The sequence below is a fragment of the Hyphomonas sp. genome (genome assembly GCF_040882205.1).
Classification (GTDB): Bacteria; Pseudomonadota; Alphaproteobacteria; order Caulobacterales; family Hyphomonadaceae; genus Hyphomonas.
Genome location: NZ_JBBEBT010000326.1, coordinates 1 through 12,025, shown reverse-complemented (window position 1 = coordinate 12,025; position 12,025 = coordinate 1). Strand labels below are relative to the sequence as shown.

Sequence of the window (12,025 nt, the reverse complement as noted above, 5' to 3'; positions counted from 1 at the left end):
CGGCGCAGACATTGCCAATCCCGAGGGGCGAGGCGGCGCGCCGATCGCCATCACACTGCCCGCCGGCCCGGGAGGGCAGGCGGTCGTCTACGATGCCGGCGGCCTCACGATCACCGCCTACAAGGTGAGCCACGCCCCGGTCGAGCCCGCGTTCGGCTACCGCGCCGACTACAAAGGCCGCTCCGTCTCGATCAGCGGCGATTCGACTTATGACGCCAACCTCGTTGCCGCCTCCGCCGGCGCCGATCTCCTGTTCCATGACGCGCTGAACCCCGACATGGTCAACCGGATGCGCGAGGCCATGGCCGAAGCGGGCAGGGCCGATCTCGCCAAGGTCCTGAACGACATCCTCGATTACCATGCGACGCCTGCCGACGCCGCCCGCGCGGCCCAGGATGCGGGCGCCGGCCATCTCGTCCTTTACCATACAGTCCCGCCGCTTCCGTCACGTGCGCTCAACGCCCTGTTTATCAGGGATACAAAGGCTTCATTTGACGGCCCCGTCGAGGTCGCCGAAGATGGGCAGGTCTATTCGCTGCCGGCCGGCAGCCGCAGCATCGATGTCACGAAAGCCTTCTGAATGACCGACCTGAAAATAGTCCCGCGCGGCACGTCCAGGGCCGAGCCCTCGGACGGCCGGCGCCAGCGCAGCGAGCGCAGCCGCGCGCAGATCATCGAAGCGATGTTCAGCCTCATCCGCGAAGGCGAGATGAGCCCCAGCGCTGCCCGCGTCGCCGAGCGCGCCGAAGTCGGCCTGCGCACGGTCTTCCGCCATTTTGAGGACATGGACAGCCTCTATGTCGAGATGGCCGAACGCATCTCGTCGGAAGTCATGCCGAAAATCCTCGCGCCCTTCGAAGCGCGCGAATGGCGCGAGCGCTTTTTTGAACACATCGACCGGCGCATCGAGATCTATGAATACATCATGCCGGTACGCGTCTCGGCCAACCTGCGCCGCTTCTCGTCGCGCTTCCTGATGGAAGAATACCGCCGCAACCTGATGATCGAGCGCTCCGCCCTCATGGCGCTGCTGCCGGAAGAGATCAGCGGCGACCTTGTCCTCTTCGCCGCCATCGAAACCTCCGCCAGCTTCCAGACCTGGCGCCGCCTGCGTCAGGATTCGGACCTGGCGCCGGAAGAGGCCGGCGTGGTCTTCCGCCTCGTTCTGGAACGTATCATCGGCAAATGAAACGCGTCCCGTTTCTGCTGCCGGCGCTGCTCCTCGCCGCGTGCAGCCAGCCTGCGCCCGGGGCCGCCGCGCCTGATGCTCCGCTCACGGACGTTTCAGCGCCCGCCTGCGGCCTTGCCGGGAACGCGTTGGGCGCGTTCGTCACGGTGCCCGAGGGCCAGTTCCGGAAAGGTGCCGGCGCCCTTTATCCCGAAGAGGCGCCGCAGCTGTCGCTGCATGTCGCGGGCTTCCAGATACTGGCCCACGAAGTCACCAATGCCGAGTTCGCCCGCTTCGTCGAGGCGACCGGCCATGTAACCTCTGCCGAGCGCAGCGCCGCCGCGGGCGGCCCGGCCGCGGGCTCCGCCGTCTTCCGTATGCCGTCCGAGCGCGCATCGCCTGCAGATACCTGGCAACTGGTGGCCGGCGCCACCTGGCGCTCGCCCGAAGGTCCGGGGTCGGACATTTCCGGCCGGGCCCTGCAGCCGGTCGTACATGTGTCGCTCGAGGATGCCGAGGCCTATGCCGTCTGGGCCGGCGCCCGCCTGCCCACCGAGGAGGAATGGGAATACGCTGCAGCCACCGGACTGCCAGATCCCGCAGACAGCCGCTCCGGCGCCTATGACGCGTCCGGCCAGCCGGTCGCCAATACCTGGCAGGGCATCTTTCCGCTGGCCGACGAGGGCGCCGACGGTTTTGCCGGCCGCGCCCCCGCAGGCTGCTTCGCGCCCAGTGCCATTGGCCTCTACGACATGCTCGGCAATGTCTGGGAATGGACGGCCACACCCTTCCGCGCCGGTTCAAACACCGTCAAGGGCGGGTCCTATCTGTGTGCGGACAATTTCTGCCGCCGCTACCGCCCCGCCGCCCGCCAGCCGCAAGAAACAGACTTCTCCTCAAGCCATATCGGCTTCCGCATCGTGCGCGACCTGCCGCAGGCAGGCTAATTCGGCCACCAGACGATCTCGTCCTCGGCCGTCACTTCGTCTGCGCCCGTCTTGTCGATCGCCACCGGAATATCCGTGGTCGAGGCATAGAGCGGCGCCCGCGCGCCCGCATGGTGGCGGTCGAGCAGGGCTTGCAACTCCGCGAGCTTCTCCGGCTCTCGCGCCGCCAGATTGTTCGCCTCGGCGGGATCATTCGCAAGGTCAAACAACCAGGTCTTGGCCTGCTTGCCGTCCACCTGCAGCTTCCAGTCGCCCGCGCGCACCACCCGGTAATAGCCGCTCTGCCAGAAAATCGCGTCATCCGGCCGAGCAAACCCGCCCTCGCCTTGCGCCAGGGGCAGGATATTGCGCCCGTCGATCTCGACGCCGGCTGGCAGGCCTGCTCCGGCGGCTGCGGCCAGTGTCGGCATCAGGTCGATGTGCGCCACCGGCGTATCGATCACTGTGCCCGCCGGAATGCGCCCCGGCCAGCTCACGAACATCGGAACACGGATACCGCCCTCGAACAGCGACAGTTTCCAGCCGCGATAAGGATCATTGATGCCCGGAATGTCGATGTAACCCGGCCCGCCATTATCGCTGGAAAACACGATCAGCGTATTCTCCGTAAGGCCTTCGGCTTCCAGCTTCGCCGCGATCTGCCCGACGCTCCGGTCCAGCGCGCGCATCATGGCGCCGTAGACCCGAAGCCGGTGGGACCCGACATCGCCCACTGCCTCATAGTCTTCCTTCGTCGCCTGCAGCGGCGTGTGCACGCCCCAGTGCGCGAGATAGAGGAAGAAGGGCTGGTTCCTGTTCGCCTCGATTACCTTCAGCGCCTCTTCGGTCCAGTAATCGGCGAGGTATCCGCCCGGCGCAAACCTCTTGCCGCCATTGTAAGACGTCGCAAAATCACCGCGCGCCCAGAGAAACCTGTCTATCGGGTCGGTTTCCACCACTGCATTCACAACGCCCGGATCGTCCGCAGGCAGATGCAGCAGGCCTTCCATCAGGAGGCTCTCATCAAATCCCTGCGCATTAGGGTGAAACTCGCCTGAGTTTCCAAGATGCCATTTCCCGATATGGACGGTGTGGTAGCCCTTTTCCTTCAGGACTTCCGCGATCGTCACTTCTTCGCCCGGCAGGCCCTGGTCGGCAAAATCGGGCGCGGCGGCGGCGGCCTCGCGGTCGAAGACAACGTTCGGGCGCCCCCGCATGTTATCATTCGCAAACATTGAAACGATCCGCCCCATACCGTTCGGCGTCGGCGTGAATTCGAAGCCTGTGCGGGTCGGATAGCGCCCGGTCAGCAGCATCGCGCGCGAGGGCGCGCAAGTGCCGGTGCCGGAATAGGCCGTTGTGAAATTTGCCCCGCGCGCCGCCAGCGCGTCGATGTTCGGCGTTGGCACGCGCCCACCGGCAATGCCGCCGCCGAAGGTCGTGATGTCATTGAACCCCAGGTCGTCCACAAGGATGAAGATGATGTTCGGAGGCTGGCCGCCCGCACCTGCGCCCGCCTCGGCTGGCCCCTGCATCCAGGCAACCGGCTCATAAGGAGCAATCGCGGGCCGGTCTGCCCGCACCACCATGAACAGGATGATTTCCTTGCGGAAGAAAAAGGCAAGCGCGCCCGCGCCCAGGATGAGCGCCAGAATGATCAGCACGATCCGCTTCATGTCTTGCCCGCCCCCGTTCAACCCTGCCGCATGAAGGCGATGATCGCCTCTGCGAATGCTGCCGGCTGGTCTTCCTGCAGGAAGTGTCCGCCATTTTGGATGGTCACGCAATCGGCGCCGGGAATACGCGCCTTGAAGACCGCGTCGCCGCCCCTGGTCACGGGATCGGCGTCGCTGAAGGCGATCAGCGTCCGGCCCTTAAAGGCCTCCAGAACGGCCCATGCCCGGTCATTCGCGAGGCGTTCTTCCTTGTGCTGCGGCAGCAGCGGTACCAGCGCCGGAAACTGCCGCGCCCCGGCAATGTAGCGATCATCCGGGAACGGAGCGACATAGCCATCAAGGATACGCGCATCACTCACGCCCGACAGTATGGCGAACACGTCGCGCACGGAAAATGCAGGCGACTCGCTCGCATACTTGACCCAGTACAGGAACGCGCCCGGCCCGCCGGACTGGAACTGCTCGCGCACCATGCTCGCGTCCGGCACCGGCACCGCCGGATACATCTGCCCGAGGAAGGCCGACATCTCGTCCGGGATCATTGCCGTGCCCGGCAGGCCGGTATTGGCGACCACGATCCGCTTGAACCGGCCAATCTGGTCGGCTGCCACGCGCAGTCCGATCAACCCGCCCCAGTCCTGGCAGACCAGCGTCAGGGCGCTAAGGTCCAGTGCGGTCAGCCACTGGTTCAGCCAGTCGACGTGGCGGCCATAGGTATAATCTGCCACCGCGTCCGGCTTGTCGGATTTGCCGAAGCCGATCAGGTCCGGCGCCAGCACGCGGTAGCCCGCGCGCGTCAGAGCCGGGATCATCTTGCGGTAGAGATAGCTCCACGAAGGCTGGCCGTGCAGGCAGAGTACAGGCTCGCCGTCCTTCGGGCCTTCGTCCAGGTAATGCATTCGCATCGCCTCGCCGTCCGGCCCGGAAATGCCGAGATAGTTCGGCGCAAACGGATAGTCGAAAAGGTCGGCGAACTGCGCGTCAGGGGTCCTGAGAATCTGCAAGGCTCTGGCCTCCCCGCCAGTGATTTTCCATAATATGGCACGAATAGTGCCAATTATAGACTCCGTCAATCGGCGAAAGCTCAGGTCACTTTCGCGCGGGCATGAAATTGCGGCTGGTCCCAGCTCTTGCTGGCAAGGATCTCCGCCAGCGCGTCCGCCGCGTCCCAGACGCCGGTATAGGTAAGGAACAGGGGCGAAAATCCGAACCGTACAGTATCGGGCGCCCGGAAGTCCGCCATGACGCCCCGCGCCGCCAGCGCCTGCACCACCGGGTAGCCTTCGGGGATCCGGAGACTGACATGCCCGCCGCGGCGCGCATCGCCGAGCGGGCTGAGCGCGTCCAGCCCCATCGCCTGCGCCCGCGCAAGCGCCAGCGCGCCCAGCGCCCGCGCCTTCGCCTGCACCTGCGCGAGGTCTGCGCCCTCCAGCGCCTCCAGCGCGCCGCTGAGCGCGGCCAGGGACAGGATTGGCGGGGTTCCGCTCGCGAACCGCGCCGCGCCGCCGCGCGGCGCATAATTTGCGTCAAAGGCAAACGGCGCCGCATGGCCCATCCAGCCGGGCAGGGGATTGGCGAGTTTCGGCGCCAGCGCATTTGAGACGTATACGAACGCCGGCGCGCCCGGCCCGCCGTTCAGGTACTTGTAGGTACACCCCGCTGCCAGCTCCGCGCCGTCCGCGCCGAGCTTCAGGTCCAGCACGCCGGTCGCATGGCTGAGGTCCCAGACGATCCGCGCGCCATGCCGCTTCGCCTCGCGCTCGTGCGCGGCGATGTCGGCCACCTCTGCCGAGCGGTAATTCACCGCGCTCCTGATCACCACGCCGCCGGCCTTGAGCGCCTCAAAGGTCCCCCCGGCCGGCAGCCGGCGTACCTCGGCGCCGGACAATCCCCCCAGGCCCGCTGCGATATACTGGTCAGTCGGAAACTCGTCCTCCTCCACGAACAAAGCATAGGTCCGCGCCTGCGCCAGCGCGGCGGCGGCGAGCTTGAACAGGTTTACCGACACGCTGTCTGCCACGATCACTTCGCCGGGCTCGGCGCCGATCAGCGCCGCCAGCCGGTCGCCGGTCCGCTCGGCAAGATCAATCCACCCCGCCGTGTTCCAGCTGCGCACAAGGCCCTGCGCCCAGTCCGCCTGCGCCGCCGCCATCCGTTCGCGTGCGCCCTTCGGCGGGGGCCCAAGCGAATGGCCGACGAGATAGGTGACACCCTCCGGCAGGTCAAACAGTGCCCTGCGCTGCGCCAGCGGATCGGCGGCGTCGCGTTGCAGCGCCTCGGCGCGCGAGTTCGGGACCGGGTTCATGCAGATTGGCTTGCCTCAGCAGGTGAACTCGCGACAGTAGAGGCGAAGGCGCCGGCGGCAAGGGAGAGACGTGTGCGAAAATTTCAGGTCGCTGCTTCGGCGCTCGCCCTCCTCGCCGCCTGTGCCCCCGCGCGCCAGGGGGCCGCCGTGCCAGAGCCTGCCGTGCCAGAGCTTGCCGTGAGGGGGCCTGCCAGGCTGATGACCTGGGCCGACCTCAATGCCCGTCCGCAGCCCACCCCGTCAGTCGAGGTCAAATGGGGCGAAGGGGCAACAGACATCGCCGACATCTGGCTGCCCGAGGGCCGCGGCCCGCATCCGGTCATCGTTATGGTGCATGGCGGCTGCTGGCAGAAATCCATCGCTGACCGCACGCTGATGAACCGGATGGCGGACGCCCTGCGCAATCAGGGCTGGGCCGTCTGGAACATCGAGTACCGGGGCGTCGACGAGCCAGGCGGCGGCTATCCGGGCACCTATCTCGATGTGGGCGCCGCCGCTGACGTGCTGATCGAACGCGCCGACGCCTGGAGCCTTGATCTGAACCGCGTCACCGGCATCGGTCATTCCGCCGGTGGGCATCTCGTCCTCTGGCTCGCTGCCCGCGCGAAGCTGCCCGGCGACAGCCCCCTGCGCGTGTCCAATCCGCTCGCCTTCCGGGGCGTCGTCGTCTCGGGCGGCCTCGCCGACCTCGAAGCCTCACGGCCCGCCGCGCCGCCGACCTGCCTTGATGCCATCTATGACCAGCTGACCGGGCCGCCTTCGCCGCAGCGCCCGGACCCGCTTTCGGACACCTCGCCCGCCCGCCTCCTGCCGATCGGCGTGCCCGTCATCAGCGTCAATGGCAGCGAGGACCGGATCGCCCCGCCGATGCTGGGCGACGGCCTGACCCGCAAGGCCGAAGCGGCCGGCGACACCGCCGCCCTGATCGTCGTGCCCGCCGCCGGCCATGTCGAGCTCGTCACCCCCGGGACCGCCGCGTTCAGCGCCGAGGCCGAAGCGCTGGCCAGTTTCGTGAAGGAGCGCTAAACGGCGCCAACACCGGGAGGAAGCGCCATGGACAAGCCGGCACGCCACAGGCAGCGCGATCAGCTTCTGCGCAGACTTGCAGGCGAGCGCGCGCTCATCATGGGTATCTTGAATGTCACGCCGGACAGCTTCTCCGATGGGGGCAGGTTCGGCGTGCTCAGCGCCGCGCTGAAGCAAGCCCGGCAAATGACCCATGACGGCGCGGACATCATCGATATCGGCGGCGAGTCGACCCGGCCCGGCGCAGCGCACGTGATAGCCGGCGCCGAATGGGAGCGCGTTTCGGGCGCCGTGGCCGCGCTCGCCGAAGAATTTGCGCCGCCGGTCTCCATCGATACCTACAAGGCCGAGGTCGCCCGCAAGGCCGCCGAAGCCGGCGCCGTGATGATCAATGATGTCTGGGGCCTGACGCGCGATCCCGGCATGGCAGATGTGGTCGCCGAAACCGGCTCGCTCGCCGTCATCACCTATAATCGCGGCGCGGCCGATCCGGGGCTGGACCTGCGCGCAGACATGGCCGCCTTCGTATCTGAAAGCTTCGCGCGCGCCGGCCGGGCCGGCATCCCGCGCGAGCATATCCTGTTCGATCCGGGCGCCGGATTCGCCAAGACCTATGAGCAGAATTTCGCGGCCCTCGCGCATCTCGATGTGCTGGTCGATACCGGCTGCCCGGTGCTCGTCGGCGTCTCGCGCAAGTCCTTTATCGGCAAGCTTTCGGACCGGACCGTTGACCGGCGGCTGGGCGGAACACTGGCGGCGGGCCTGTTTTCGTTGCAGAGGGGCGCAAAGGTCCTGCGTGTGCATGACGTTGCCGAGCATAGCGACGCCCTGGATATGCAGTTTGCCATCAAGGAGTATCAATGAGCGACCGGGTATTTGTGTCCAATCTCTGTGTGCACGGCTTTCACGGCCTGCACAGCGCCGAGAAGAACCTTGGCCAGAAATTCTTCATCGACATCGATTGCGAACTGAAAGGACCCGCCACCGATAGCGACAAGATGGCGAACACGGTCGACTATGGCGCCCTGTGCGACCTCGTGATGGACCTCTCCGCCGAGACCGTATTCAACCTGATCGAAACGTTCGCCGAACGGATTGCCGAGGCGGTCCTGTCATCGCAGCCGCTGGTCACGCGCGTGACGATCACGGTGCGCAAGCCGTCGGCGCCGATCCGCTATTTCCTCGATCATGTCGGCGTCAGCGTGACGCGCGGGCGCCCTTGACCTCTGCCTGCCTCGGCCTCGGCGCCAATCTCGGTGACCGCGCTGCGCAGCTGGCCGAGGCCCTGCTGCGGCTCGGCGCGGTGGACGGTATCCACCTCGTCGCCGTCTCGCCGGTCTACCGCACCGCGCCCTGGGGCGTGGAGGAACAGCCGGATTTCCTGAACCTCTGTGTACGGATCGAAACCGGCCTCGCCCCGCCGGCCCTGCTCGCGGCCTGCAAAGGCGTGGAGGCCGCCATGGGCCGCCAGGTGCGCGAACGCTGGGGCCCGCGCGAGATCGACGTGGATGTGCTGCTGGTAGCGGGCGTAGAGATGGAAACGCCCGGGCTGACCCTTCCGCATCCGCGCATGTTGCAGCGCCGCTTCGTGCTCGCTCCGCTGGCAGACCTTGTGCCGGACTGGATCGTCGGCGAGCGGACGATTGGCGAACACGCCGTTGAGCTTGGCGCCGACGATCTCTGCGAATGGGACGAGCCGGAATCGGCCCGCGTCCAGATGCTGCTCAGCGCGCCCTGAGGCCCGCCAGCAGTTCCTGCGCAAAGAGTGTCAGCGTATCATCGCGCGCGCCCATCACCAGGATGCGGTCGCCGGGCTTTGCCAGTTCCAGAAGGCGCGCGCCGCAAGCCGCCCGGTCACCGGGAGCTTCGGCGCTGCGGCCGAGGGCGCGGATGTCGCCGGCAAGGTCGGCGCTGGCGACAGAGCGCTCTACCGTGCCGCCGAAATAGGCGGGCTCGGGCATCACGAGGAGATCTTCCGCATCGAGATTGCCCGCAAAACATTCGGCAAACTCGCGGCGCATCTTCCTGATCGGGCCGAAGCCGTGGGGCTGGAACATCACGAGGACGCGGCCGGGGAACTGGTTCACCGTGCGCAGGGTGGCGGCGATCTTGTCCGGGTTATGCCCGAAATCATCGATCACGGTGACGCCGCTTTCCGTGCCGACAATGTCGAAGCGGCGGGCGATGCCGGTAAATTCGCCAAGGGCTTCGGCGGCCTCGGCCAGCCCCGCGCCGCAGGTGATCGCAGCTCCAATCGCGGCGAGCGCGTTGGAGACGTTGTGGCGGCCGGGCGCGGCGAGGCGGATGTCGGCAGAGGCGCCGGATGTCCGGTCGTGTACGGAAAATGTTATGTGGGTGGGCGCGGGCCGGATATCGCTGGCGGTGAGCCGGGCGGCGGGGTTGCCGAGGCTGTAGGTGATCGCAGCTGGCAGGCTTGCTGCGATGCGCGCAGTCTCGTCATTGTCGAGGTTCAGCACGACCGTTTCGGCGCGGGCCGCGAAGGCGCCGAACAGGGCGCGCAACTCGTCCATCGTCTTGTGATCGAGCGAGATGTTCATCAGCACGGCGACGCGGGGCGTGTAGGCGGCGATGGAGCCGTCGCTCTCGTCGACTTCCGAGACAAAGATGCCGCTGGCGCCGACAAGGGAACTGGAGAACAGCGCCTCGGGCGTGCGGAAATTCTTCATCACGGCGCCGTTCATCACGGTGGGGCTCTTGCCCGCGTGATGCAGGATCCAGGCGATCATGCCGGTGACAGTCGACTTGCCGCTGGTGCCTGCCACGCCAATCGCGAACGGCGCCGCATTGAACAGCGCCGACAGCATGCCTGCCCGGCTCATCCGTCCGGCGCCCACGCGGACCGCGGCGGCAATGTCCGGCACGGTCTCCTCCACCGCCGCCGAAGCGACGACGACCTGCTCGGGGCTCGTCACGCCGCTGCCATCCTGGGGGTAGAGTTTGATCCCACGGCTGCGCAGGTAGTCAAACTTCGCGGGCGTGCGCCCCTGATCGAGCGACCGGTCGGACCCCTCAATGGCATGGCCCTGATCCAGCAGGATCAGCGCCAGAGGCAGCATCCCGGAGCCGCCGATGCCGCAGAAGAAGTAGCGATTGTGCTTTGTCATAAAGTTCACTCTAACTGCGCGTTCCGCAAACCCCAATCCATGCCCGGGAGACGCCCATGATACAACGCAGGACCCGCATCGGGATCGTCGCGCCCGGGCGGGCGATTGATCGCGGGCTCGCCGGGCAGGTGACGGCGCTGGCGGGGGAGGCGGCGGAACTGGTGTTTCATCCGCAATGCTTCCTGCGGGAGGGGCATTTTGCGGGGCCTGATGCTGCGCGGGCGCAGGCGTTTGAGGCGTATGCGAATGATCCCTCGCTCGATGCGATCTGGTTTGCGCGGGGCGGGTATGGGGCTTGCCGGATACTGGACATCGCCTTTGGCTCCTTGGGCGAGGCGGCGCGGGCCAAGACCTATCTGGGCTATAGCGATGCGGGGAGCCTGCTGGCGCGGCTGGCGCGCGACGGGATCGGCCGGGTGGCGCATGGACCGATGCCGGCGGACATCCTGCGCGAGGGCGGCGCGGCGGCGGTGCGCCGGGCGCTGGGCTTCCTGACGGGTAGGGATAATGGGGCGGGGATTGATCCGGCGGCGCGGGCGCCGGGCAGGTATGCGGCGTTCAACATTTCAGTTTTCGCAAGCCTGATCGGCACCGGCTGGCTGCCGGACCTCACCGGCCATGTGCTGATGCTGGAGGATGTGGGCGAGTATCATTACCGGCTCGACCGGATGATGTTCACAATCACCTCGAACCCGGAGGTGCGGGGGGTGGCCGGCATCCGGCTCGGGCGGTGCGGGGCGATCCCGGTGAACGATATCGATTTTGGCGCGAGTGAGGAGGAGATCGTGCGCCACTGGTGCGGGCGCAGCGCGATTGCGTATCTCGGGCGCGCGGATATCGGGCACGATGTTGAGAACAAGGTGGTGGTGTTCGGGGCGGGGAGTGTGGGGGCCTGAAACGAAAAGGCGGGCTTCGCTGTGCGGGCCCGCCTTTTGATTGTGTACGGAAGATCGAAACCTAGAGGTTCTTGACGATATCCTCGACCATCTTCTTGGCATCCGCGAGCAGCATCATGGTGTTGTCGTGGAAGAAGAGTTCGTTTTCGATGCCCGCATAGCCCGAGCCCATCGAGCGCTTGATGAAGAGCACCGTGCGGGCGTTTTCCACGTCGAGGATGGGCATGCCGTAGATCGGCGAGGTCTTGTCGGTTTTCGCGGCAGGATTTGTCACGTCATTGGCGCCGATCACGAAGGCGACGTCCGAGGCGGAGAATTCGGAGTTGATGTCTTCCAGTTCAAAGACTTCGTCATAGGGCACCTGGGCCTCGGCGAGGAGGACGTTCATGTGGCCCGGCATTCTTCCGGCAACGGGGTGGATGGCGTATTTCACTTCGACGCCTTCGGCCTTCAGCTTTTCGGCCATTTCCTTCAGCGCGTGCTGGGCCTGGGCGACGGCCATGCCATAGCCGGGGACGATGATGACCTTGGAGGCATTCTTCATGATGAAGGCTGCGTCTTCGGCAGACCCCTTCTTGTAAGGGCGATCGACGCGCGCGCCGCCTGCAGCGGCGGCGGCATCCTCGCCGCCGAAGCCGCCGAGGATGACCGAGATGAAGGAGCGGTTCATGCCCTTGCACATGATGTAGGAAAGGATCGCGCCGGAGGAGCCGACGAGGGCGCCGGTGATGATCAGCGCGAAGTTGCCGAGCGTGAAGCCGAGGGCGGCGGCGGCCCAGCCGGAATAGGAGTTCAGCATTGAGACGACGACCGGCATATCGGCGCCGCCGATGGGGATGATCAGGGTGATGCCGAGGATCAGCGCGAGGAGTTCGGCGGTGGTGAGGGCATGGGCACCGAGGG

General features: G+C 66.6%; 13 protein-coding genes. 8 read left to right on the top strand and 5 right to left on the bottom strand.

Annotated features, from left to right (window positions below):
* The 3 genes from WEA77_RS14085 to WEA77_RS14075 all read left to right on the top strand — a co-directional run.
* A partial coding sequence (locus tag WEA77_RS14085; RefSeq protein ID WP_368068511.1) for an MBL fold metallo-hydrolase occupies positions 1 to 580 on the top strand: 580 nt, incomplete at its 5' end.
* Entirely contained in the window at positions 581 to 1,189 is a 609-nt protein-coding gene (locus WEA77_RS14080; protein WP_368068510.1) for a TetR/AcrR family transcriptional regulator, read from the top strand. It abuts the gene before it with no gap.
* Positions 1,186 to 2,115 carry a formylglycine-generating enzyme family protein gene (locus WEA77_RS14075; RefSeq protein WP_368068509.1) on the top strand — a complete coding sequence of 310 codons (930 nt, stop codon included), beginning with the start codon at positions 1,186 to 1,188 and terminating at the stop codon, positions 2,113 to 2,115. The genes WEA77_RS14080 and WEA77_RS14075 overlap by 4 nt, the downstream gene beginning before the upstream one ends.
* On the opposite strand, the gene WEA77_RS14070 is transcribed toward WEA77_RS14075, so the two are convergent.
* From WEA77_RS14070 to WEA77_RS14060, 3 genes are all read right to left on the bottom strand, one after another.
* The gene (locus tag WEA77_RS14070) at positions 2,112 to 3,770 is read right to left on the bottom strand and encodes a sulfatase-like hydrolase/transferase (protein ID WP_368068508.1); all 1,659 of its coding nucleotides are present in this window, start codon (positions 3,768 to 3,770) and stop codon (positions 2,112 to 2,114) included. The two genes, WEA77_RS14075 and WEA77_RS14070, sit on opposite strands and share 4 nt — an antisense overlap.
* A 17-nt stretch (positions 3,771 to 3,787) precedes the next feature.
* Positions 3,788 to 4,774, bottom strand: coding sequence for a haloalkane dehalogenase (locus WEA77_RS14065; protein WP_368068507.1), 987 nt, complete (start codon positions 4,772 to 4,774; stop codon positions 3,788 to 3,790).
* An 80-nt stretch (positions 4,775 to 4,854) separates the two neighbouring features.
* The gene (locus WEA77_RS14060; RefSeq protein WP_368068506.1) at positions 4,855 to 6,075 is read right to left on the bottom strand and encodes an aminotransferase class V-fold PLP-dependent enzyme; all 1,221 of its coding nucleotides are present in this window, start codon (positions 6,073 to 6,075) and stop codon (positions 4,855 to 4,857) included.
* Positions 6,076 to 6,147: 72 nt separating this feature from the next.
* Here WEA77_RS14060 and WEA77_RS14055 point away from each other — a divergent pair, with 72 nt between their 5' ends.
* Genes WEA77_RS14055 through folK form a run of 4 tightly spaced genes read left to right on the top strand, consistent with a single transcriptional unit; the run spans position 6,148 to position 8,839 of the window.
* Positions 6,148 to 7,101, top strand: coding sequence for an alpha/beta hydrolase family protein (locus WEA77_RS14055; protein WP_368068505.1), 954 nt, complete (start codon positions 6,148 to 6,150; stop codon positions 7,099 to 7,101).
* A gap of 27 nt (positions 7,102 to 7,128) precedes the next feature.
* Positions 7,129 to 7,965: a dihydropteroate synthase gene (folP, locus tag WEA77_RS14050; protein ID WP_368068504.1), complete on the top strand. Its 837-nt coding sequence runs from the start codon at positions 7,129 to 7,131 to the stop codon at positions 7,963 to 7,965.
* The gene (folB, locus tag WEA77_RS14045) at positions 7,962 to 8,324 is read left to right on the top strand and encodes a dihydroneopterin aldolase (protein ID WP_368068503.1); all 363 of its coding nucleotides are present in this window, start codon (positions 7,962 to 7,964) and stop codon (positions 8,322 to 8,324) included. The genes folP and folB overlap by 4 nt, the downstream gene beginning before the upstream one ends.
* The gene (folK, locus tag WEA77_RS14040; RefSeq protein ID WP_368068502.1) at positions 8,321 to 8,839 is read left to right on the top strand and encodes a 2-amino-4-hydroxy-6-hydroxymethyldihydropteridine diphosphokinase; all 519 of its coding nucleotides are present in this window, start codon (positions 8,321 to 8,323) and stop codon (positions 8,837 to 8,839) included. Before folB ends, folK begins: the two co-directional genes overlap by 4 nt.
* On the opposite strand, the gene WEA77_RS14035 is transcribed toward folK, so the two are convergent.
* A complete protein-coding gene (locus WEA77_RS14035; protein WP_368068501.1) occupies positions 8,826 to 10,226 on the bottom strand; it encodes a Mur ligase family protein in 1,401 nt (466 codons plus the stop codon). The genes folK and WEA77_RS14035 overlap by 14 nt on opposite strands.
* A gap of 56 nt (positions 10,227 to 10,282) precedes the next feature.
* Between WEA77_RS14035 and WEA77_RS14030 the strand changes: the two genes are divergently transcribed.
* Complete coding sequence (locus WEA77_RS14030; protein WP_368068500.1) at positions 10,283 to 11,122, top strand: LD-carboxypeptidase; 840 nt, start codon at positions 10,283 to 10,285, stop codon at positions 11,120 to 11,122.
* Between the two features lie 61 nt (positions 11,123 to 11,183).
* Here WEA77_RS14030 and WEA77_RS14025 read toward each other — a convergent pair.
* Positions 11,184 to 12,025: NAD(P)(+) transhydrogenase (Re/Si-specific) subunit beta (locus WEA77_RS14025; RefSeq protein WP_368068499.1), on the bottom strand; the 842-nt coding region annotated here is incomplete at its 5' end.

What these genes read in the sequence shown, in the direction of transcription:
- folB (WP_368068503.1), top strand. Translation starts at nt 7,962, where the DNA reads ATGAGCGACCGGGTATTTGTGTCCAATCTCTGTGTGCACGGCTTTCAC.
- WEA77_RS14030 (WP_368068500.1), top strand. Translation starts at nt 10,283, where the DNA reads ATGATACAACGCAGGACCCGCATCGGGATCGTCGCGCCCGGGCGGGCG.
- WEA77_RS14075 (WP_368068509.1), top strand. Translation starts at nt 1,186, where the DNA reads ATGAAACGCGTCCCGTTTCTGCTGCCGGCGCTGCTCCTCGCCGCGTGC.
- folP (WP_368068504.1), top strand. Translation starts at nt 7,129, where the DNA reads ATGGACAAGCCGGCACGCCACAGGCAGCGCGATCAGCTTCTGCGCAGA.
- WEA77_RS14080 (WP_368068510.1), top strand. Translation starts at nt 581, where the DNA reads ATGACCGACCTGAAAATAGTCCCGCGCGGCACGTCCAGGGCCGAGCCC.
- WEA77_RS14070 (WP_368068508.1), bottom strand. Translation starts at nt 3,770, where the DNA reads ATGAAGCGGATCGTGCTGATCATTCTGGCGCTCATCCTGGGCGCGGGC.
- WEA77_RS14035 (WP_368068501.1), bottom strand. Translation starts at nt 10,226, where the DNA reads ATGACAAAGCACAATCGCTACTTCTTCTGCGGCATCGGCGGCTCCGGG.
- WEA77_RS14060 (WP_368068506.1), bottom strand. Translation starts at nt 6,075, where the DNA reads ATGAACCCGGTCCCGAACTCGCGCGCCGAGGCGCTGCAACGCGACGCC.